At 48.5% G+C, this 21,313-nt stretch carries 16 protein-coding genes and 1 pseudogene; 7 read left to right on the top strand and 10 right to left on the bottom strand.

Annotated features, from left to right (window positions below; translation table 11 throughout):
- Positions 1–90: 90 nt before the first annotated feature.
- On the top strand, positions 91–1,350 hold the full coding sequence (locus tag BLV33_RS15175) for a DUF445 domain-containing protein (RefSeq protein ID WP_090793252.1): 1,260 nt from the start codon (positions 91–93) through the stop codon (positions 1,348–1,350).
- Between the two features lie 102 nt (positions 1,351–1,452).
- Here BLV33_RS15175 and BLV33_RS15170 read toward each other — a convergent pair whose 3' ends face one another.
- The 5 genes and pseudogenes from BLV33_RS15170 to BLV33_RS15150 all read right to left on the bottom strand — a co-directional run bounded on the left by BLV33_RS15170 (position 1,453) and on the right by BLV33_RS15150 (position 5,842).
- Positions 1,453–1,896 (bottom strand): bactofilin family protein, encoded by a 444-nt coding sequence (locus BLV33_RS15170; RefSeq protein ID WP_090793249.1) that lies wholly within the window; start codon positions 1,894–1,896, stop codon positions 1,453–1,455.
- Positions 1,896–2,864: a M23 family metallopeptidase gene (locus BLV33_RS15165; RefSeq protein WP_253187083.1), complete on the bottom strand. Its 969-nt coding sequence runs from the start codon at positions 2,862–2,864 to the stop codon at positions 1,896–1,898. Before BLV33_RS15165 ends, BLV33_RS15170 begins: the two co-directional genes overlap by 1 nt.
- A gap of 154 nt (positions 2,865–3,018) precedes the next feature.
- Positions 3,019–4,199: pseudogene (locus BLV33_RS15160) on the bottom strand (glycosyltransferase).
- A gap of 26 nt (positions 4,200–4,225) precedes the next feature.
- Positions 4,226–4,822: a thymidine kinase gene (locus tag BLV33_RS15155; protein WP_090793246.1), complete on the bottom strand. Its 597-nt coding sequence runs from the start codon at positions 4,820–4,822 to the stop codon at positions 4,226–4,228.
- 39 nt (positions 4,823–4,861) lie between these two features.
- Positions 4,862–5,842 carry an HD domain-containing protein gene (locus tag BLV33_RS15150; protein ID WP_090793242.1) on the bottom strand — a complete coding sequence of 327 codons (981 nt, stop codon included), beginning with the start codon at positions 5,840–5,842 and terminating at the stop codon, positions 4,862–4,864.
- Between the two features lie 153 nt (positions 5,843–5,995).
- On the opposite strand from BLV33_RS15150, the gene BLV33_RS15145 reads away from it, so the two are divergent.
- From BLV33_RS15145 to BLV33_RS15130, 4 genes are all read left to right on the top strand, one after another.
- Positions 5,996–7,204 carry a polysaccharide deacetylase family protein gene (locus BLV33_RS15145; RefSeq protein WP_090793237.1) on the top strand — a complete coding sequence of 403 codons (1,209 nt, stop codon included), beginning with the start codon at positions 5,996–5,998 and terminating at the stop codon, positions 7,202–7,204.
- Positions 7,205–7,389: 185 nt separating this feature from the next.
- On the top strand, positions 7,390–11,982 hold the full coding sequence (gltB, locus tag BLV33_RS15140) for a glutamate synthase large subunit (protein WP_090793232.1): 4,593 nt from the start codon (positions 7,390–7,392) through the stop codon (positions 11,980–11,982).
- Between the two features lie 118 nt (positions 11,983–12,100).
- Positions 12,101–13,585 (top strand): glutamate synthase subunit beta, encoded by a 1,485-nt coding sequence (locus BLV33_RS15135; protein WP_090793230.1) that lies wholly within the window; start codon positions 12,101–12,103, stop codon positions 13,583–13,585.
- Between the two features lie 569 nt (positions 13,586–14,154).
- Positions 14,155–14,556: a hypothetical protein gene (locus BLV33_RS15130; RefSeq protein ID WP_090793225.1), complete on the top strand. Its 402-nt coding sequence runs from the start codon at positions 14,155–14,157 to the stop codon at positions 14,554–14,556.
- Between the two features lie 185 nt (positions 14,557–14,741).
- On the opposite strand, the gene BLV33_RS15125 is transcribed toward BLV33_RS15130, so the two are convergent.
- Positions 14,742–15,434 (bottom strand): response regulator, encoded by a 693-nt coding sequence (locus BLV33_RS15125; protein WP_090793221.1) that lies wholly within the window; start codon positions 15,432–15,434, stop codon positions 14,742–14,744.
- Positions 15,435–15,538: 104 nt separating this feature from the next.
- Positions 15,539–16,747 (bottom strand): sensor histidine kinase, encoded by a 1,209-nt coding sequence (locus BLV33_RS15120; RefSeq protein ID WP_171909170.1) that lies wholly within the window; start codon positions 16,745–16,747, stop codon positions 15,539–15,541.
- A 200-nt stretch (positions 16,748–16,947) separates the two neighbouring features.
- Between BLV33_RS15120 and BLV33_RS15115 the strand changes: the two genes are divergently transcribed.
- Complete coding sequence (locus BLV33_RS15115) at positions 16,948–17,880, top strand: ABC transporter ATP-binding protein (RefSeq protein ID WP_090793214.1); 933 nt, start codon at positions 16,948–16,950, stop codon at positions 17,878–17,880.
- Positions 17,864–18,814, top strand: a complete 951-nt coding sequence (locus BLV33_RS15110) for an ABC transporter permease subunit (protein ID WP_171909169.1) — start codon at positions 17,864–17,866, stop codon at positions 18,812–18,814. Before BLV33_RS15115 ends, BLV33_RS15110 begins: the two co-directional genes overlap by 17 nt.
- A gap of 47 nt (positions 18,815–18,861) precedes the next feature.
- Here the strand turns inward: BLV33_RS15110 and BLV33_RS15105 are convergent, their stop codons facing one another.
- The 3 genes from BLV33_RS15105 to BLV33_RS15095 form a co-directional block, all read right to left on the bottom strand.
- On the bottom strand, positions 18,862–19,611 hold the full coding sequence (locus BLV33_RS15105; protein ID WP_090793205.1) for an HAD family hydrolase: 750 nt from the start codon (positions 19,609–19,611) through the stop codon (positions 18,862–18,864).
- An 80-nt stretch (positions 19,612–19,691) separates the two neighbouring features.
- On the bottom strand, positions 19,692–20,144 hold the full coding sequence (locus BLV33_RS15100) for a bactofilin family protein (protein WP_090793201.1): 453 nt from the start codon (positions 20,142–20,144) through the stop codon (positions 19,692–19,694).
- Positions 20,144–21,148, bottom strand: coding sequence for a M23 family metallopeptidase (locus BLV33_RS15095; RefSeq protein WP_090793196.1), 1,005 nt, complete (start codon positions 21,146–21,148; stop codon positions 20,144–20,146). The genes BLV33_RS15100 and BLV33_RS15095 overlap by 1 nt, the downstream gene beginning before the upstream one ends.
- Positions 21,149–21,313 lie beyond the last annotated feature (165 nt).

The raw sequence follows: 21,313 nt of genomic DNA, 5'->3' as shown, positions 1-21,313 counted from the left end.
CGGGAAGGAATGACAATGCAGGTTTTTATGCTAAAATACAAGTATGCTTCCAGCTGCTGATCGCTTCACCTAAATTTGGAGCAGAAAGAGATGTATACGTCAATGAAAGATGAAGTTAAACATATTGCAACCATATCCCTGGGTATTATGGGTGCAGGATTTGCAGCGACACTGCCGCTTGAACCCTCTACGATGAAAATCCTGCTGCAGGGTGGTTTTGAGGCAGGAGTCGTCGGCGGACTAGCGGACTGGTTTGCCGTCACGGCCTTATTTCGCCATCCGCTCGGCATTCCGATTCCGCATACGGCTTTGCTGCCCAACAATAGAGAGAAAATTACCAAGGCGCTGGTTTCAACTGTTGAAAATCAGCTCCTCTCCAAAGAGACGATTAGCATGCGCCTCCAGCAGATTCAATTCCTGAAGAGAGGCTTGGAGCTGGCTGAAAAGAACTTCCATAATGAGGCTTTGCAGCAAGGACTTGTCCATCTGAGCAGGCAGGCTATTCAGGCTGTTGACCTGGAGAATCTGGTTCCTGTCATAGCCAAGGAAATTGACAAAGCGATCCAGGGTGTGGATACGTCCCGCCTGCTTCGCACGATTGTAGAGCGCATTACCGCCCATAACTATGATGAGAAGGCGTTTGATTTTATCCTCGACAAAGTCGATGCATGGGCGGCGAAGGAAGAGACCCAGCTGCAGCTCGGGGCCATGGCGCTAAAGGCTTTTGAAGGTCTGCAGACGAACGGATTCATGCAGTTTGCCGTGAATGCTTTTATCGGCATGGTCAATGAAGAAAAGCTCGGCTCCATCCTGCAGAATTTCATTCTTTCTTATACGGAGCAGCTTCGCACTTTGGATCACCCACGACGTGAGTCTATGCTCCAGGCGATACGCTCAGAGCTGCAAAAGCTGGAGTATAACCCGACGCTCCTGGCGGAGCTGGAGGCTTGGAAGGCGCAGCTGCCTGCGTTCTTTGCTATCGAGGATAAGCTGGTTCAGCTTATGCAGCGGCTTCGCAAGCAAGCGGAGGAGTTCGTGGAACGGCCGGATTTTATTCCGGTTCATGTGATTCCGCTTCTAACCAAGCTGGTGGATTCGATCAAAGAGAATCCGGAAACGGTGCAGCGGGGAGAAGCCTGGATTCAGCAGCGGATCATCGGGTATTTGGAACAAAATCACAGCAAAATCGGACAGCTGGTTCAAGAAAATCTGGATAAGCTGGATAACGAGACTTTGATTGAAATGATGGAAGACAAGATCGGCGGGGATATTCAATGGATTCGCGTTAACGGCGCCATCTGCGGCTTTTTCATTGGATTAGCTTTGGCCGGAATAAAGCTTTTGTTTTAAACCCTTATAATCGTCCCATGCAAAAATGGAACTGCCTCAAAGGTCTTGTAGACCTTAGAGGCAGCTCCATTTGTTTATATTTGTGTTCCTTTATCGAATTAGTTACCCGCCTGCTGCAGCCGCCGACTTCTCATTTTTCTGCTTATGGGCAATGGCATCGACGACTTTGCCGCTGCCCGCCAGGTCAGCCCCATGAGCAGTCAGGTTCATCATGCTGCTTCCTTGAAAAATCCCGCCCTCCTGAATAACAAAGGAGCGCACATCGATGTTGCCGATCAGGACACCGGTACTCAATACGGTAAGCTTGCCCTTGGTATGGATGTTGCCATTCACCTTGCCTGCCAAAATAACATCACGCGCGTGAATGCTGGATTGAACCACGGCATTTTCGCCGATGGTGATATCTCCGGCGCACTCAATATCTCCGTTCATCTGGCCTTCGATGCGAAGGCTCGCTTCCGAGATAACCTTCCCTTCGCAGATGGTGCATCCCCCGATCAGTGTGTCGGTTGTTTTGGGATTCGTTTTATTCTTGTTTCCAAGCATTAGGGTTCATCCTTTCTATCACTAAGAAGATAGGGCCGCGGATTTACGGGTACATCGTTGACACGGACCTCATAGTGCAAGTGAGTGCCTGTACTGCGGCCGGTAGAGCCGACAAGCCCGATTAATTGGCCTTTAACCACCTTCGCTCCACGGCTGACCAGCATTTTGTTCAAATGAAGATACTCCGTTTTAATCCCTCGGGTATGATCGATAACGATATGGTTGCCGTGATCGGTATCCCAAGTGGACAGGAGCACTGTGCCTTCAGCTGTCGCATAAACTGGATCGTTCAGCTCGCCGTCGATATCCAGACCGGTATGCATGCTGGGTTTCTGCGTGAAGGGATCGCTGCGAATCCCAAAGCCCGAGGTAATAGTGCGTGAAGCTATCGGCCAGATCGTAGGGGTTATGCTTTTCAGATGCTGCGCCTCCACAATCTGTTTTTCCGATTCTTTTAAACTTGTAACGATATCGTTCATATCATGTACCAACAGCGTGAGCCCTTGCTTGGTGCCTGTTGCCAGGGCTGCAGCATTTTCGGGGGTAACGGGGGAGGTTGTCCCGCCGACATGCTGGCTTTTTTCCTTATGGGCAGACTCTGAAGAGGTCATCAGTTCTGCGACGTTCCTGAGTTGTTTAATTTCCTCAAGCTTGGCCTGAAATGCCTCTGTTTGATGGGACATCTCGATCAGATTCGCTTGAAGCTCCACCAGCTCCTTGTTTTGATCCGCAATTTGACTTGTGAGTTTTTGCTCTTGTCCGCTATAGGCTTGCTGCAGGGAGTTTTTGGTTTGAATGGATTGAACATTTTGCCAATAAATCGTAAAACAGAACCCGCCCAGAACGAGCAGCATCAGGCCGGGCACGAGATAAAGGCTGCTCTGCGGAAGCTTGATTCTTACGGTACGACGGTTCGCGCCAGGAATGATCATTAAGGTGAATGCTTTCTTCCCCCAGATCAACTTCAATCGATCACCTACTTTTCCGTAAAAAAATCTTATTGTTTAAAAACCTCCTTATTTCGATTGTATTCTTCAAAGGCGAGGTGCATGCCACATTTTTAGGACTGCTTCTTTGCAGGATTCGCTCTGATCAACAAAAAAAGCACCACCTCATCCATGGTCAGTACCATTGAATGAGCGGTGCTTGGGTCGATTCTTCTATGTAAGTCCGATTTGCGGATAGCTTCAAGTATTGCATAATCGCTTGAACGCTGTCCTGATCTTGAAATTGCAATCGATTGCGAATATTGTATCGGCGCTGAACCATGGACGGATACTGTTCAAGCAGCAATCGGAACCAGTGGTTAACCATCTCCGGAGAGGTGATCATTTGTCCGTATCCCTGTTCCTCGAAGTAGTGCCAATTCTCTTCCTCTTGACCGGGAATGGCATTGAAGAACAACATCGGAATACCTTTGGCCATCGCTTCCGTACAGGTCATGCCGCCGGGCTTCGTAATCAGCAGATCGGATACATCCATAATCTTGCTGATTTCATTGGTATAGCCGATCAGATGGATATTCGGATGCTGAAAGGTTTTATCCTCAAGCAGCTGCTGCTTCGCCTTTTCATTGGTGCCAAGGCAAAAAAGGAACTGGATGGAGTCGCGCCAGTTGGAGACGTAGGTCACTAGCCGTTCTTTTTCTTCCTTGCTGAAAACACCCCAGCCGCCCCCCATAATCATGACCGTTGGCATGTCCTCAGCCCGAATTGCCGCAAAATCGGTTCCTTGCTGTGCTCCATGCGGAAGTTGGGATGAACGGGGATTCCCGTTACATCTATATGTGATCCCGGGACTCCACGATCGAGCAGCTTTTTTCTCACGGCATCGGTGGAAACCAAATATTTATCTACTTGGGAATCGACCCACGTTCCATGAGCGTCATAATCCGTGATGAGCGTGAACAAAGGAGTGGAAAGACCGGCTCGTTTGAGACGGGAGACGATAATATTGGGAAAAGGATGCGTACAGACGATAATGTCAGGCTTCAATTGGGCGATGATTGCTTTGGTCTGGTTATAGAAAATACGATGTAAGGCAAGCCCCGCAACGCGATTTAACGATTTTTTATACTGACGGCGGTAAAACATGCCGTAAAGCCGGGGCTGTGAAGTCACGGTCCGGCGGTAGGCCGAAAAAATCCAGGGTGCAATCGTAGGATGTAAAAAAGCGCCGAGCTCCATCACTCGGGTTATGACCTCAGTTGAGCTCTGCCGAATACTTACTGAAAGCGCGTATGCAGCTTGAGTGTGTCCTTTGCCAAATCCTTCAGACAAAAGCAAAATTCGTTTTTTACGCAAGAAACTCACCTTTCCTTGGGGCGATTTTAGAGCGATAACCCCTTCAAAGTTTCTAGGAAGATTTTTTTTTTGGAGGCATAGCATTTGCGACAAACAGGAATGTAGCTTTCATTGCCGCCAATATGAATCTGTTCCCCGTGAAAAATGGGCTTGCCGTCTTTGCAGCGCATATTCATAATCGCTTTCTTGTCGCAGTACCAGCATACTGTTTTAATTTCCTCAATCGTATCGGCAACGGCAAGCAATTGACTGCTGCCCGGAAACAGCTGGCCCAGAAAGTCAGCCCTGAGTCCATAGGCCATCACTGGAATGTTGAGGTCATCCACGATATCGATCAATTGTTTAACTTGGTAGGGTTGAAGAAATTGAGCTTCATCGACCAAAACGCAGTTCGGTCTCTCTGCAGCAGCCACAACTCTCATATCGAGATGTTCATCGACCACGATCGCTTCTTTTTGCATGCCGATTCTGGATTTGACCATTCCCATGCCAAAGCGGTCATCGATGGATGGGGTGAAAAGCAGAACTTTTTTGCCCTGTTCTTCATAATTGTGGGCTACTCGAAGCACCTCAATCGATTTGCCGCTGTTCATCGTGCCATAACGAAAATAAAGTTTAGCCAAAGCTGTGACATTCCTCTCTATCTGTAGATGCTGCTTGAGTTATGAATAAGTGAAAAAATAAGAGGCGGCAAGATGATTGAGCTCTGCAAGCTTGTCGGCTGCTTCAGGTATGACTTCGGAAGCGGGCAATCCATCGACAAGAGGCTCTTTTTTGTACAGCTTGCAGATCTTTACCTGAATGCTTCCCCTAGCGGGCTCATCACTGATCAATATCCGGTGAGGTTCATATTGCAGCACTTGAATGACGTCCCTTGCAATAGCATCACTGCTTTGCTGCAGCTCTTGAATCAGTTCACGGTCCACAAGTCCGGGAAGCAGCAGTCTCGCGCCGGGATGAGCCTCGCAGTGATGAACGACGGCTTTGGCAAGCAGAGCGTCCATCGCAAGAAACTTCGGCTGGAGAAACATATGATGATCATTCACGATTGCCGTGACCAAAGGAATGACTGCATCAAGCTCCGCCTCCAAAAAGTCACCTCGAAAGCTAAGCTTTCTGACAAGCTCCGAAGGAAGTATCAAATATTGGCCCGCAGCGAAAGTATCTCGCAGAAAGCTGTCCAGATGATCCAGTCCGAGCAAGGGCGTTTGGGTGGATAACGGACTGTCTTCATTCAGGATCGAAATGATGGAGGCAGGAGACACACCGTGTTTGATCAATATATTTGCAATACAGCTGCTTTCGATCAGCTCAGCCGTATTCATGTGATGATCGAAGCCGAGCGTTTTCTCCACAGCGTGCGAGAAGGGCAAATGGCCGATATCATGCAGCAGTGCGGCTATTCTCAGCAGCGGCTTATCTGGAAAAAAGTGAACCATCAGCGACCAGACTCCAATAGTATGCTCCAACCGTGAATGAACAATCGGCGAGAACAGAGCGGACGCCCCGAAATGAAATAAAAATTTCAAACGTCGAACCGGCGCCGATTGAAAGAGCTCGACCTCTACGGGAAGAGGATGCTTCTCCCACTGATAGAGCGGCTCCCAAATACGGCCCGAAGTAAAGGTATGTTCAAGGCTCAAACTAGGTTCCTCCTAGCTCGCGGATTCTAGCTGTTAAACTTGTTGTTTACGTAATCATAACATGAAATCGCAAATATTTGCTATAACGGGAGTGAACCGGTCTTGGGACCCCTGCGTCTATATAAATGGATAATATTGGGGGAGGCAAGTTTTATGAAATTTTTTTCCGGGAAAATAATGGTCGGGTTTACGTTGGGTTTACTTGCATTAGGAATCTCTTCATTCATGTGGTTCACAGCTCATAACAGCCATTCAGGAAAACCAACGCCGTCTGTAACGCCATCGAGCATCCCGCCAGATTTGCTTACAGAACATAATTCCAAACTCGCTTCTGAACCAGGCAATGAATTGAAAGTGGAGCCGCCGGCGCAAATCCCCACGGTTGCCTATGAAGGCCAGATTGAACATATTTTTTTTCATCCATTGATCGCTTATCCAGAGCTTGCTTTTGACGGGGATTCGCTGTCCAAGGGATATGACGACTGGTTTGTTACCGTAAAAGAATTCAAAAAAATTCTGGACTCTCTATACGCCAAGCAGTATGTGCTGATTGATATCCGTTCCCTATATGAGGAAAAGCAAAATGCAGGCAAAACGGAGATCAAATCCAAATCTTTAAAGCTTCCTCCTGGCAAAAAGCCGCTCGTTCTCTCCATTGATGATTTAAACTACTATACGTATATGCGTGAAAACGGAAATGTATTTCGGCTTGTCCTCGATAAACAGGGGGAAATAGCTGCTTACTCAGTAACGCCCCAAGGTGAAGAGTCCGTTTCACGCGATAATGAAATCATTCCGATCCTCGACGATTTTGTGAAGCTGCATCCTGATTTTTCGGTGGATGGAGCCAAGGGTACTATCGCCCTGACTGGGTATGAGGGGATATTGGGATACAGAACGGACCAACTCAATTCGCCTGATTTTGAGAAAAATAAAGCAGCGGTTTTACCTGTTATTCAACAATTAAAAGATACCGGATGGACCTTTGCTTCACATGGTTACGGGCATCTGGATGCGGCAAAAGTAACCTTCGATCGCTTTTCCAAAGACACGTCGCGCTGGATTAAAGAAGTTGAGCCCCTCATAGGTCCAACCAATATTTATATATTTCCCTTTGGCAGCAAAGTTTTGCCGGGAGATCCGAAATATACATTCCTGCTAGATTCGGGATTCCGCATGTTCTGTTCTGTGGGGCCGGCGCCCTATCTCATGGTAAGCACGGACAGTGTAAGGATGGACCGACGCCATATCGACGGGATAGCTTTTCACGATCAAAAGAAAAGATTGCTGCCTTTATTTGATGTGAACGAGGTCATAGATGAACGCAGGCCTTCCTATGAGAAGCCTAGCGTCAATAAGTAAATTTTCTAATTTTTTTAAATTGATCTATGGTACTTCAAGTGTTAATATAATATAAAAAATATGAAGACATAGATTTCCTTTTTTTCGATGGAAATAGGTGGATTTATAACATAAAGGTTTTAACGCTTTAAAGCATACATCGGACAAAGCATTGACAAAATTTATTAGGATAGAGAGGATACACCATGAGAAGAAGCGGATTGCCCCCCAAACAAGGGCTCTATGATCCCCAATTTGAGCATGATGCTTGCGGTATTGGGTTTGTGGCCAATATCAAAGGCGTCAAGTCACATGAAATTGTCAAGCAAGCACTTCGCGTGCTTTGCAATTTAGATCATCGCGGCGGTCAGGGCAGTGAAAGCAATACAGGAGATGGCGCTGGCATTTTAATGCAGATCCCTGATCGATATTTTCAATCGGTGAGCAGTAAGGACGGCATCAAGCTGCCTGCTGCAGGACAATATGGCGTAGGCATGGTCTATTTGCCGCAGAATCTTCAGGAGCGCCAAGTCTGCGAAAACATTGTGGAGAAGATTGTCGAAGAAGCTGGCCAGCAGTTCCTCGGTTGGCGTACACTTCCAGTCGATAACAGCTCTTTGGGAGATTCAGCCAAGTCTGCCGAGCCTTTTGTGCGTCAGGCCTTTATTGGACAAAGCGATGATGTTCTAACGAATCTGGATTTCGAACGCAAGCTTTATATTATTCGCAGGCTTGCTGAAAACGCAATCATTAAACAGTATAGCGACGTCCAATTTTATTTTTCCAGCTTGTCTAGCAGAACTATCGTATATAAAGGTATGCTGACTCCTGAGCAAGTAGACTCTTATTATTTGGAGCTTCAAGATTCCAATGTGGAATCTGCTTTGGCGCTGGTGCATTCGCGCTTCAGTACGAATACGTTTCCAAGCTGGGAGCGCGCTCATCCTTACCGCTATTTGATTCATAACGGCGAGATCAACACGCTTCGCGGCAATGTAAACTGGATGCACGCCCGTCAAGCCATTTGTGAATCTGACCTGTTTGGCGAAGACTTAAAGCGCATCCTGCCGGTCATTGATGCCGATGGATCAGACTCCCAGATGTTCGATAACACTCTGGAATTTCTCATGCTGTCCGGACGTTCCCTGCCGCACGCAGCGATGATGATGATTCCGGAGCCGTGGTCCAAGCACGAAACTATGGATGATGACAAAAAGGCATTTTATGAATATCACAGCACTTTGATGGAACCGTGGGACGGACCTGCGGCCATTGCTTTTACAGATGGGAGCCTCATTGGGGCTGTGCTTGACCGAAACGGACTGCGTCCTTCCCGTTACTATGTAACGAAGGACGATCTGATCGTTCTCGCCTCCGAGGTGGGTGTGCTTGATATTGCTCCGGAACGAATCCTTTACAAAGAGCGCCTGACGCCTGGCCGCATGCTGCTTGTCGACACTGTGGAAGGCCGGATCGTATCGGATGATGAAATCAAGCGTAAAATCGTCAGCGAACAGCCTTATCGGGAATGGCTTGACAAGCACTTGGTGAGCTTGGAGGATCTGCCGGAAGCGGATACTGTTCCCGGTTCCGATCATGAGACCGTGCTGCAGCGCCAACTGGCCTTTGGCTATACGTTTGAGCAGCTTCGCAAAACCTTGGAGCCTATGGCCAAAACCGCCGTTGATCCGGTCGGATCGATGGGGACTGATGCTCCGCTTGCCGTATTATCGGATCGTCCGCAGTTGCTTTACAGCTACTTCAAGCAGCTATTCGCGCAGGTCACGAATCCGCCGATTGATGCTAACTTTGAAGAAATTATTACTGCGCAAGGCACAACCATTGGACCTGAGCGGAACTTGATTCATCCGGAACCGGAGAGCTGCCGCCAAATTCGGCTTAAATCGCCGTTTTTGACAAATGAGGAATTAGCCAAGCTGCGTCATTTAAACCGTGATGGCTTCAAGACGGTAACCCTGCCGATGCTGTTCATAGCTTCCAAGGGTGTTGAAGGCTTAGAGAAGTCCATGGCTGCTCTTTATGAAGAAGCCGATCAAGCCATCCAGGATGGCGCCAACCTGTTGATCCTCACGGATCGCGGTGTAGACGAGATAAATGCAGCCATTCCGGCGCTGCTTGCGACCTCGGGCTTGCATCATCATTTAATCCGCGAAGGGACACGGACTAAAGTGAGCTTGCTCATCGAATCCGGTGAGCCTCGTGAAGTGCACCATTTTGCCCTCTTGCTCGGCTATGGCGCAAGTGCGATTAATCCTTATCTAGCCTTGGAGTCGCTGGACGATATGATCCGCCGCAATATGCTTGTGGGCATGGATCATGAAAAGGCTGTTTACAATTATATCAAGGCGGTCACCAAAGGCGTCGTGAAGGTTTTGGCCAAAATGGGCATCTCTACGATCCAAAGCTACCGCGGTGCGCAAATTTTTGAAGCTATCGGACTCAGCCAAGAGCTTGTGGATCAATATTTCACCTGGACCTATACACCTGTTGGCGGAATCGGTATCGATGTGGTTGCGAGAGAGAGTGTACTCCGCCATCAGCGCGCTTACTCCGAGCAGGAAGGCGTTGACCGCGTTCTCGATACAGGAGGTGATCTGCAGTGGCGCAAAGACGGCGAAGAGCATCTCTATACGCCGGAAACGATTCATGCGCTGCAAACTGCAGTAAGAACTAATAACTACGCGCTGTACAAAAATTTCGTCAAATTCATTCAGCGCGATTCCGAGAAGCATATGGCGCTGCGCGGCTTGCTCAGCTTTAAGGGCGGACGCCAGCCGATTCCCGTGGAAGAGGTCGAATCGGCGGCTTCGATCTTCAAGCGCTTCAAGACGGGAGCCATGTCCTATGGCTCCATCAGCAAGGAAGCGCATGAAGCTATTGCGATTGCGATGAACCGCATCGGCGGGAAGAGCAATACCGGCGAAGGCGGCGAGAGCTCGGACCGTTTCATTCGGGACGAGAACGGGGATCTGCGCCGCAGCGCCATCAAGCAGGTCGCGTCCGGACGCTTCGGCGTGACGAGCAACTATCTCGTCAATGCGGACGAGATTCAGATCAAGATGGCGCAGGGCGCCAAGCCGGGTGAAGGCGGACAGCTTCCGGGCTCCAAGGTGTACCCTTGGGTCGCGGAAGTCCGCGGCGTTACCCCCGGTGTGGGGCTGATCTCCCCGCCGCCGCATCACGATATTTATTCGATCGAGGATTTGGCGGAGCTGATCCACGATCTCAAAAATGCCAACCCGCGCGCCCGGATCAGCGTCAAGCTGGTATCGGAAGTGGGTGTAGGCACGATTGCTGCTGGTGTAGCCAAAGGCAAGGCTGACGTTGTCCTGATCAGCGGCTACGACGGCGGCACCGGTGCTTCCCCGCAGACAAGCATCCGCCATGCGGGGTTGCCTTGGGAGCTTGGGCTGGCCGAGACGCACCAGACGTTGGTGCTGAACAACCTGCGCAGCCGCATCACCGTCGAAACCGACGGCAAGCTGATGACGGGCCGCGATGTGGTTGTCGCTGCGCTGCTGGGTGCCGAGGAGTTCGGTTTTGCCACAACTCCGCTGATTACTTTGGGCTGTATCATGATGCGCGTGTGCCATTTGGACACATGCCCGGTAGGGGTAGCCACCCAAAATCCGGAACTGCGCAAGAAATTTGCCGGCGACCCGGAGCATGTCGTGAACTTTATGAATTTTATCGCGCAGGATGTGCGTGAACTTATGGCGGAGCTGGGTTTCCGCACGATAGAAGAGATGATAGGGCGCACGGATGTGCTTGAAACCAAACAAGCCATCGCGCATTGGAAAGCCAAAGGCATCGATCTAGCGCCGCTTCTGTACCAACCGAATGTCGGCGACGAGGTAGGCCGTTTCTGTCAAATGAAGCAGGACCACCGCCTCGAGCGCTCCCTGGATATGACGCAGCTGCTCGACATTGCTGCCCCTGCGCTTGAGCACAAGCAGCATGTGAATGCGATTCTGCCGATTCACAACATCAACCGTGTGGTGGGCACGATTCTCGGCAGTGAAGTCACTCGCCGGTACGGTGCGGAAGGGCTGCCTCACGATACGATCCGCATCCACTTTAACGGCTCTGCCGGTCAAAGTTTTGGAGCCTTCGTGCCGAAGGGCATTACACTGTCGCTCGAAGGAGATTCCAACGACTACGTCGGCAAAGGCTTATCCGGAGGGAAGCTTGCGATCTTCCCGCCTCACAAATCCACCTTCGTTCCCGAAGATAACGTGATTATCGGGAACACCGCTTTCTACGGGGCTACAGATGGCGAAGCATATATCCGCGGTAGAGCTGGTGAACGCTTCTGCGTCCGTAACAGTGGTGTACGCGCTGTAGTTGAAGGCGTTGGCGATCATGGCTGTGAATATATGACAGGCGGCCGTGTCGTTGTTCTTGGCCCTACAGGGCGTAACTTTGCCGCAGGGATGTCCGGCGGCACGGCTTACGTGCTTGACGAGAAAGGCGATTTCAGCAGCAAAGCGAATAAGGAAATGGTTTTCCTTGAGCAGCTGGAAGAAGCTTTTGAGATGAATGAACTGAAAACGATGATTCAGCATCATGCCACCTTCACCGACAGTGAAGTGGCACACCGTGTTTTGAACCACTGGGACGAATATGTATGGAAGTTCGTGAAGGTCATTCCGAAGGATTACAAGCGCATGTTTAATGCGATTGAGAAGGTTAAACGTTCCGGGCTCAGCCAGCAGGAAGCCGTCATGGTCGCTTTTGAAGAGAACATGAAGGATGTCTCCCGTGTTGGTGGAAATTAATGCCATTATCTATTTATACAGTTAATGCTTACGAAGTAAGTTTTGCTAAAGCAAAACTCAAGATTACGCTTACGAAGTAAGTTTTGCTAAAGCAAAACTCTAAGGAGGAAGAAGCACAGTGGGTAAACCTACCGGATTTATGGAATATAATCGTGAAGTAGCAACCGATGCCTCTCCGCTTTTGCGTGTCAGCCACTGGAAGGAGTTCACCACCCCTCTGCCGGACGATAAGCTGCAAACGCAGGGCGCAAGATGCATGGATTGCGGCATTCCATTTTGCCACACGGGCAAGCTGATCAGCGGCATGGCTGCCGGCTGCCCCATCAATAACCTGATTCCCGAGTGGAATGATTTGGTGTATCGCGGACAATGGAGAGAGGCGCTGGATCGTCTGCATAAGACGAACAATTTTCCCGAGTTTACGGGTCGTGTGTGTCCGGCTCCATGTGAAGGCTCCTGTACGGTAGGCCTGAATGATACACCGGTGACTATCAAAAGCATTGAGAAAGCTATCATTGATAAAGGGTTCTCCGAGGGCTGGGTCGTACCGGAGCCTCCGGAAATTCGGACCGGCAAGAAGGTAGCCGTAGTCGGTTCAGGTCCATCGGGACTGGCTGCTGCTGCACAGTTAAACAAAGCCGGTCATTGGGTGACCGTGTATGAGCGGGCGGATCGCATTGGCGGACTGCTGATGTATGGCATTCCGAATATGAAGCTGGACAAGAAATATGTACAGCGCCGTGTAGATTTACTTGAGGCAGAAGGTGTAACCTTCGTCACAGGCGCGCATATCGGTGTCAACTATCCGGTTGAGAAGCTGCAAGAAGAATTCGATGCTATAGTGCTTTGCGGCGGAGCCACTAAGGGCCGTGATCTGTCGATCGAAGGCAGAGACTTGAAGGGAATCCATCTGGCGATGGAATTCCTTAGCAAAAACACAAAGAGTTTGCTCGATTCCAAGCATCAGGATGGACAATTCATCTCGGCTGCAGGCAAAGATGTGATCGTCATCGGCGGCGGCGACACCGGTACCGACTGCATCGGCACATCGCTTCGCCATAAAGCAAACAGTGTTACGCAGTTTGAGATCATGGCTAAAGCTCCGGATACAAGAGCGGCAAACAATCCTTGGCCGGAATGGCCGAAGGTATATAAAATGGATTACGGCCAAGAGGAAGCGGCTGCACTGCAGGGTCAAGACCCGCGCCAGTATCTCATCAACACGAAGAAATTCGTGGGAGATGAGAATGGGCACGTAAAGGAGCTGCATACGGTACTGGTCGAGTGGAAGAAAGACGACCAAGGCCGCTTCGTACCAGCAGAAGTTCCGGGCAGCGAGAAGGTCTACCCAGCACAATTGGTGCTGCTCGCCATGGGCTTCATGGGACCGGAGAATACAGTTCTCGATCAGCTTGGAGTAGAGAAGGATGAGCGCTCCAATGCCAAAGCGGAGCATGGCAAATTCGCTACGAACGTGAAAGGCATTTTCGCAGCCGGAGATATGCGCCGGGGCCAAAGCCTTGTCGTATGGGCAATCAATGAGGGCCGTGAGGCAGCTCGTGAAGTAGACCGTTACTTGATGGGCTCAAGCAATCTTCCATAATTCATAAATCATTCCAGAGAGCCCGAACGGGCTACAGCCCCCAGGCGGGCACCCGGGACTGTCGAGAAAGTATCGATGGTCTTTCTTTTTTATGATTTAAATCACAATAGCGCTGTTTCCCATCACGTAGGAAACATTAACACCTCTTCTGAGGCTGCCATTTGTTGGCTGTATTGATCGGCAATTAATGGTTAATGAGGTTAAACTCACAATCAATAAACCTAGCCTCAGTATTTTTCAGCATAATCTTAATGTGACTTGCCATAGTGATCGAAAGCTCATTACTAGTGAACCAAACCTTCCGAATTAGGACATTGGGATCACTGTAGCACGCTGCACAAAAAGAATTGGGAAAAATAATGACTTTGGAGTCATTAAACCTGAGTTTAACCTTATTAAATATTAAACGGCAAATTAAGATCCTCTGCTCGTCAGAGCCTCAGGGGGGTTCCATTAATCATCCTTATTCATGAGCAAATACAGTGAATATTTATGAATTATGAGGTACAATAGGACCATAGGGCTCGCTTAAAGCTTGGCAGCCCAATGGAATGGACAGGGGTGAACCCATGAAAAGCGAGAATCTCATAACTGCCGCTGAGTTGAATGCCTTATTGACGCCAGAGGAAAGAGAACAGTTGGGAGCAAAAGAAGCTTTTGTGAGCGGCGATGATGAAGTCAGCAGCGCCGGAACTGACGAAAAGACTTCCGAGGAAACTGCAGCAGCTTTGAATCAAGCTGTCATTACGCGTCTTCAAGAAGCTGTCTCATCTTTAACTCTTCGAATTGAAGCGCTTGAGTATCAGATCCAGCAGCAAACAGCTTTGATGGAAGCTGCGGCTGCTCATGCCTCGACCGCGATTGAAACGGTTGTGCCTCCCACTCCGGAGCCCGGAACGTTCTCCCGCATTGAAAGCTATGGTCGGAACCGCAAAAAGAAAAAATCACTCCTTCAAAAAATGCTGGACTAATTGTATTCATCCATGAAATCTAGTAAAAGGGTTGTCCCTAAAGCTATAAATTTAGCTGAGGGACAACCCTTAGTTATGTATATCTTATCGCAACCAGGTATCCTTTATCTCGGGAGACTCAACACTATATCGCCATCGCCGCAAATCGCCACTTTACAGCTTCGCAGCATGCCATAATCTGCTTGTCACAGCATGCCTTCATCGTGAGCTTTGCGGGAGGCATGAATGCGATCCCTGACATCCATTTTGGAATAGATGCTGGAGATGTAATTCTTGACGGTCCCTTCCGAGAGATAGAGCTTTTCCGCTATTTCTTTGTTGTTCAGTCCATCTGAGATACACTGCAGAACCTGCTGCTCACGGTCGCTAAGTCCATAAGCCTCTGAACGGATGGCGGCATCGCCCGAGCTTGAGGCTGCTTGCACGGTTCCCCCGGCAGAGCCCTGGGCCCTATCATCTTGCAGCTGCTTTACAAGCAGCTTGGCGACGTCCTGAGGAATCAGTGTACCGCCTTGGCTTACCCATTTGATACCAGCAGCAAGATCCTTGGGGTGTATGGCTTTGAGCAAATATCCTTCCGCTCCTGCACCTAGAGCATCCACCACATAATTGACTTCCTGAAAGGTGGTCAGGATGATAACGCGAATTTGAGGCCATCTGGTTTTAAGTTGTCGAGTTGCTTCCACACCATCCATGACCGGCATGTGAATATCCATCAAAACGACATCAGGCTGATCATCCTCACAGAGGGACAAAGCGACAGCACCATTTTCCGCTAATCCCACGACTTTAATCTCGGGATCCATGTCCAGTACTATATGCAGGCTCTCTCTGATTAAATCCTGGTCATCGACCAACAGCAGCTTGATCTCTTTCATGGTATCCCCCTTGCGTGTTCTTCTCTTATTGTATCATTATGGAACGAATTCAGCTATTTAAACGCTGTCCAAGCTAGCTAGCTTGACACCGTAAATGCCTGTGGTTATGCCTCACGGTATGCCTCAAGACGAGTTGGAATTGAGCACACCACGGTCGTTCCTCTCCCTGATGCGGATTTCACATGAAGCATGCCTTGTAATGCGGAAATCCTCTCTTGCATGGAGGTGATGCCAAAGCCTGCTTTAAATTCATTAGTTCCCTCTCCGTCATCTTCGATGCTGAGTTCAACCCGGTTGGCTTGGAAGATCAGCACCACATGAACGGTAGAAGCGCTGCCATGCCGCTTGGCATTGGTGAGGGCCTCTTGCAAACAGCGGATAAAAGTAAGCTTCGTCTGCTTGGGCAGATCATATTCGGTTCCTCTCGTCTCCACATGTACTTTTGTTCCCGTATGTAAAGCAAACTCATTGACCAGTCCGGCCAGCTGCAAGGAGAGCAGCAAATCGTCACCTACGGGAGCCATCTGATGAATGGTGCGCCGCACCTCTTCCAAACCATTGCGTGTTACATGACGAAGAATATCCAGCCTTTCCAACGCTTTTTGCGGAGAGGCTTCAATTAAATAGGAGACTGCGTCCATCCCCATAATGACGGAGGTAAAAGTATGCCCTACGGTATCATGAAGCTCACGAGCCATTCGATTCCGCTCTTCCACGAGAGTCTGGTATTCAATTTGATTCGCATACTGCTCCAATACTTTATTTTGCTGGTGGATAAGCTGATATTGGTACTGATTTTCTTGAAGCAGCTTTTTCGACTTGTCGATCGTATTTTGGAATCGTTGTATTCCAAGCCCGATCCCGAAGAAAAGCGTCCCGTTGACGATGCTGAAGACAAAGCCTATCAGTGTAGGTCCACCGTGAATCAGAAAAAAGGAAGCAATCGGAAAGCCCAAGATGAAGACTGGAGCTGTCCACCAGGCATTCTTACGGTCGGACAAGTATCCGACAACAATCAAGGGACAATATAGGATACCGTAGCTCACCTGGGTAAGCCAAGTCAAATAAAGCTGAACAGAGCCAATGGAAAGCAGGACTGCAACCGGAAACCATACAGGATTCACATAATTCGGCCGCCAAAAAATCATCGGGAAAGCGAAGGCTGCAGTGAAAGCCCCGAGTAAAAACTGTGTGGTGGTATGCTCAAACTCCTTTGGTGAAGTTGCCATAAAAAGAACATTAACGGCAAACGAACCAATAAAGATAGCAAATAATGACCAGTCTACCCATTCAAATTGTTTTCTTTGGACCATCATGGATCTCCTTAGCAGGTTATCATAACGCTTTATGCTATTGTATCTAATATTCCCAGGTTCGAGTAGTGTTTCAGGTCATATGAGCGTTATGACTTTTGCTATGACTTTTTATGACCCGTTTCACTAGGAACTTTTTGTCAATCTTGGTATGCTGATTACATTGAAACTTATTAGCGCAGTCATGAAGGAGAGAAAGTATGTCCAGCTCAAAGATAACACCGATCGTTCAAATCCGGGAAATAACCAAACGAATCGGCAGTAAAACGATTATTGACAAGCTTAGCTTCGATGTGCCGCCCGGAGAAGTATTCGGATTTCTGGGTCCCAATGGTGCAGGAAAGACCACGACCATTCGCATGATGGTTGGCCTTATGTCGATAACCTCCGGTGATATATGGATTGGAGGGAACTCCATCCGCACAGATTTTGAAAAAGCCATCCGCCATGTAGGGGCAATCGTTGAAAATCCGGAGATGTACAAATTTCTCACAGGATATCAAAATTTAGTCCATTATGCACGGATGATTCCAGGCGTTACCAAAGAACGAATAGAAGAAGTAGTTTCCCTGGTCATGATGGAAAATCGAATCGATGACAAAGTCAAAACCTATTCGCTCGGCATGCGCCAGAGGCTCGGAATTGCGCAGGCCTTGCTCCACAAGCCCTCTGTGCTGATTCTGGACGAACCTACCAATGGGTTGGATCCGGCAGGAATTCGAGAACTGAGGGATCACCTTCGGAAGCTGACTCGCGAGGATGGGATTTCCGTCATTGTATCCAGTCACCTGCTTTCCGAGATGGAGCTTATGTGCGACAGGGTGGCGATCATTCAAAACGGCAAGCTCATCGACGTGCGCCTGATCAAGGAATATGGGGAAGACGGGATGGCAGAAGTGATGTTTGAGGTTGATCAGGCACAGACGGCGAAAGAGCATTTGGATAAAATGATGCAGGAACTGAACATAGCCGTTCAAGGGAACCGCATCCTGCTCCTACTGGAAAAGGAACAAATCGCAGAAGTGAATAAGCTTTTGGTTCAGGCAGGCATCAAGGTTTACAGCATTCAAGCGACTTCGAAAACACTCGAGGACAAATTCCTGGAAATGACGGGAAGTGATCAAATTGCTTAATCTTGTGAAAAATGAAAATATGAAAGTGTACCGCAGATTGCGAACCTGGATTTTATTGCTGCTGCTCGTTGCTTTTTGCTGCATGGTATCCATTTTGGGCCATTATGACAGGGGAAATAACAGCAAGGCCGATTGGAAATCGAATTACCAGCAATCCATTCAAGAAAACCAAAAACAATTGCAGGATCCGAACTTGCCGAGAACAGCCAGGGCAGAAATCGAAAAAGCCCTCAAGCTAGACCAATACTCGCTTGAGCACAACATTCCCTCGATGCAAACTACACTTTGGGGCGGAGTGATGAACGCGGCCAATCTGGTGCAAATTATAACTCTTTTCACAGTCATCATTTGCGGTGATATGGTTGCTGGAGAGTTCACTTGGGGTACGATTAAGCTTCTCTTGATACGCCCGGCCAGCAGGAGCAAAATTTTGCTGTCGAAGTATATAAGCACTCTGCTCTTTGCGCTTGTGTTACTTCTCACTTTATTTATAAGCGCCGTACTTGTGAATGGAATTTTAAATGGATTTCATGATATAGGCATGCCTTTCTTGAGTGTCGATTCAAGCGGTACGGTTCATGAAAGCAATTTGGTGTTCCATGTGTTTACTACTTATGCCTATAAGCTGGTTGAGCTTGTGATGGTTGTAACTCTTGCCTTCATGATCTCTACCGTTTTCAGAAGTGCTTCATTGGCCATTGGGATCAGTATCTTTATCATGTTTGCAGGACAAGTGATCGCCATGCTGCTAATGCGCTACAGCTGGGGCAAATATTTTCTGTTTGCCAACACGGATCTAACGCAATATCTGGAAGGTCAACCGCTTCGGGATGGCATGTCCATGGGATTCTCTATCACCGTGCTTATCGTTTACTTCGTTATCTTTAATGTTCTTTCCTGGAGCATTTTCAAGAAACGTGATGTAGCCGCATAAATCTTCTTGCCAGTCTGAACACAAAAAAAAGCGAATTCCCTAAATGCTTAAAGGGAGCTCGCTTTTTTCTGTATATAATCGCCAATCGCGTCAGGTACTTCCTGCAGGGAAGGCAGCTGGTAAAAGGCGCCTTTGGGTGCGATGTCAATATCTACCACATTATACTGCCACTCTACTGGGGCGGGAATGTAGATGGAATGAATGCCGGCATGCAGCGCGGGAAGCACATCGGTACGAATGGAATTGCCGACCATCCATGTGCGGTTGCGGTCAAAAGTGTGAGTGCGCAAAAGGGACTCCATGAACTCGTTGTCTTTGTGCACGGTGATGAAGATGCGATCCTGAAAGTAGGCGTCCAACCCGGTGTCCTGAACCTTCTTCATCTGAATCGATGCGTCTCCGCCTGTGTAAAGATACAATTGATGTCCGGACCCCGCCAGAATATCCAGGGTTTCAGTCATTTGGGGGTAAGGCTCTGCTGTAAATTCGTATACGGTATGGCCGAGCTGCAGCAGCAGATCTTCTTCTTTCTGCATCATGAGGCGTTTGTAATGCGACGAGAACCAGCGGTAGGTCTCAACGAAGGATTCCGGAAATCGATTGGCCAAAAAGCCATGAAGGTTGACGCCTATCAGGTCAATTTCGAGCTGCTTTTGCTTGATGTCTTCGGCTTTAAGGTCGAAATCTTTAAACCAAGAGGCCATAATCTGCGCAAATTGTTCGATGACATAATCAAAATATTTGTTGCAGTGAATCAAGGTATCGTCCAGATCAAAAAGGATCGTCTGTTCTTTCATCTCATCTATCTCCTATCCATGCCGATTGCTTTAATTATATCATGCTGCAGGCAGTTTCAACGAGTGGATGTGTGTGGGTTTTAAAGCGCGACAGAATTTCCGTTATAGCCTCCAGGAGCGGAAAAGGGCTTGTTACCATTGCCTGACTCAGTGTCATGGGAAGAAGATCCGCTATTGGCGGTTTTCGGCTCCATTTTGCTGCTGCCTTGGAAGACTGCACCTTCCTCGATAATAAATGAAGCGGCGTTTGTGTTGCCATGAAGCAAGCCAGTGGAGGTGATGGTCAGCTTCCCCTTGGTCACCATATTACCATGAACGCTGCCACCAATAATGATATCTCTGGCCGAAATATTCGATTTGACAACGCCCTTCTCGCCAACAATGACATCTCCGGCGCATTCAATGTCTCCGGTGATATGGCCTTCTATACGAATGCTTGCTTCGGAGCGTATGCGACCTTCGAATACTGAGCCTTCACCGATCAAGGTGTCTGTCGTATTCGGATTAATAGGTGAATCTTTTTTCTTAAACATTATCGATCATCCTTTCTGAGTGATTGTAAATAGGGAGTCGGATCTATACTGGTTCCATTTTTGATAACTTCATAATGAAGATGTGGTCCTGTGCTTCTTCCTGTAGAGCCAACAAGGCCAATTGTTTGTCCCTTGCTTACGTTGTCGCCAACATGAACATTGATTTTATTCAAATGCATATACCATGTACGGATGCTGCCAGGATGTTGGATCACAATGTTATTGCCATGGGCGCTGTCTGAGCCTGTTGTGAGGATGGTTCCATCCGCAGCGGCGTAGACAGGATCATTCTCTCTGGCGCCAAAATCGATACCGGAGTGAAAGCTCGGATTTTGGGTGAACGGATCCCTTCGATAGCCGAAATTGGAGGTTACGGTTGTTGTAGTCGTTGGCCAAATGGTCGGGGTACCCCGAAGCAAGCTTTGCTTTTCTTCAACCTTTTGCTTGGTTACCGTGAGGTTCGAACGCAGCACTTCGATCTCTTTGCCAAGTGTTGCCATGTCCACCTCTGTTTGTTGGCCAAGCTTCAGGATCTCATCTTGTGTGACCGGAATCAAGCTCCCGCCCTCACCTATAGCCGCAGCTGTGGATGCACCCTTGGGCGCGGGTGTTTCCTTGCCCCCTTGAGCTGGACTGTCAATTTGGGCGATGGATTTCAAATCGCTTTCGAACGTTTTCATCTCTGCGACCTTGGTCTTCATTTGTTCCGCTTGTTTGGCGAGCGTAATCACTTCATTTTGCAGCTCTCTAATGGCTTGCTCCTTGGAGTTTACGGTTTCGTTTCGTTCATTGTTGATCAGAGCAAGCTCAGACTTTAATTCGTAGGCGGTGCTCAGGGAATGCATATGTAAGTAAGACATCGTTAAAGAAATGGAGATCAAAGCTATTAGCAAGACGGCGGCAGCGTAGGGCAAGAAATTCGGAATGCGAAGTCTGACAACAGCTTGGTTGACATCAGGGATAACTACGACTGTCAGCTTCTTTTTAGTCCACTTCAGATTCATGGGTTCCCTCTCTCTTGGTTGATTTTGGCATAAGCAACTCTATGAGTATTCGCCATTATTCGTCAAGAAACCTCCCTGTCCCGACAAATTGCGAAAAAAAAGCTGAAGCAGGAAGGATTTTCTGCAAAATAAGCGAAATTACTTAGTTATACATAGATGACTTAC

The organism is Paenibacillus sp. GP183, from assembly GCF_900104695.1.
GTDB lineage: Bacteria > Bacillota > Bacilli > Paenibacillales > NBRC-103111 > Paenibacillus_AI.
The sequence above is the reverse complement of the archived record's forward strand: the minus strand, read 5'-3'. Positions and strand labels throughout refer to the sequence as shown.

What these genes read in the sequence shown, in the direction of transcription:
- BLV33_RS15170 (WP_090793249.1), bottom strand. Translation starts at nt 1,896, where the DNA reads ATGCTTGGAAACAAGAATAAAACGAATCCCAAAACAACCGACACACTG.
- BLV33_RS15115 (WP_090793214.1), top strand. Translation starts at nt 16,948, where the DNA reads ATGTCCAGCTCAAAGATAACACCGATCGTTCAAATCCGGGAAATAACC.
- BLV33_RS15105 (WP_090793205.1), bottom strand. Translation starts at nt 19,611, where the DNA reads ATGAAAGAACAGACGATCCTTTTTGATCTGGACGATACCTTGATTCAC.
- BLV33_RS15095 (WP_090793196.1), bottom strand. Translation starts at nt 21,148, where the DNA reads ATGAATCTGAAGTGGACTAAAAAGAAGCTGACAGTCGTAGTTATCCCT.
- gltB (WP_090793232.1), top strand. Translation starts at nt 7,390, where the DNA reads ATGAGAAGAAGCGGATTGCCCCCCAAACAAGGGCTCTATGATCCCCAA.
- BLV33_RS15125 (WP_090793221.1), bottom strand. Translation starts at nt 15,434, where the DNA reads ATGAAAGAGATCAAGCTGCTGTTGGTCGATGACCAGGATTTAATCAGA.
- BLV33_RS15130 (WP_090793225.1), top strand. Translation starts at nt 14,155, where the DNA reads ATGAAAAGCGAGAATCTCATAACTGCCGCTGAGTTGAATGCCTTATTG.
- BLV33_RS15120 (WP_171909170.1), bottom strand. Translation starts at nt 16,747, where the DNA reads ATGGTCCAAAGAAAACAATTTGAATGGGTAGACTGGTCATTATTTGCT.
- BLV33_RS15100 (WP_090793201.1), bottom strand. Translation starts at nt 20,144, where the DNA reads ATGTTTAAGAAAAAAGATTCACCTATTAATCCGAATACGACAGACACC.
- BLV33_RS15145 (WP_090793237.1), top strand. Translation starts at nt 5,996, where the DNA reads ATGAAATTTTTTTCCGGGAAAATAATGGTCGGGTTTACGTTGGGTTTA.
- BLV33_RS15175 (WP_090793252.1), top strand. Translation starts at nt 91, where the DNA reads ATGTATACGTCAATGAAAGATGAAGTTAAACATATTGCAACCATATCC.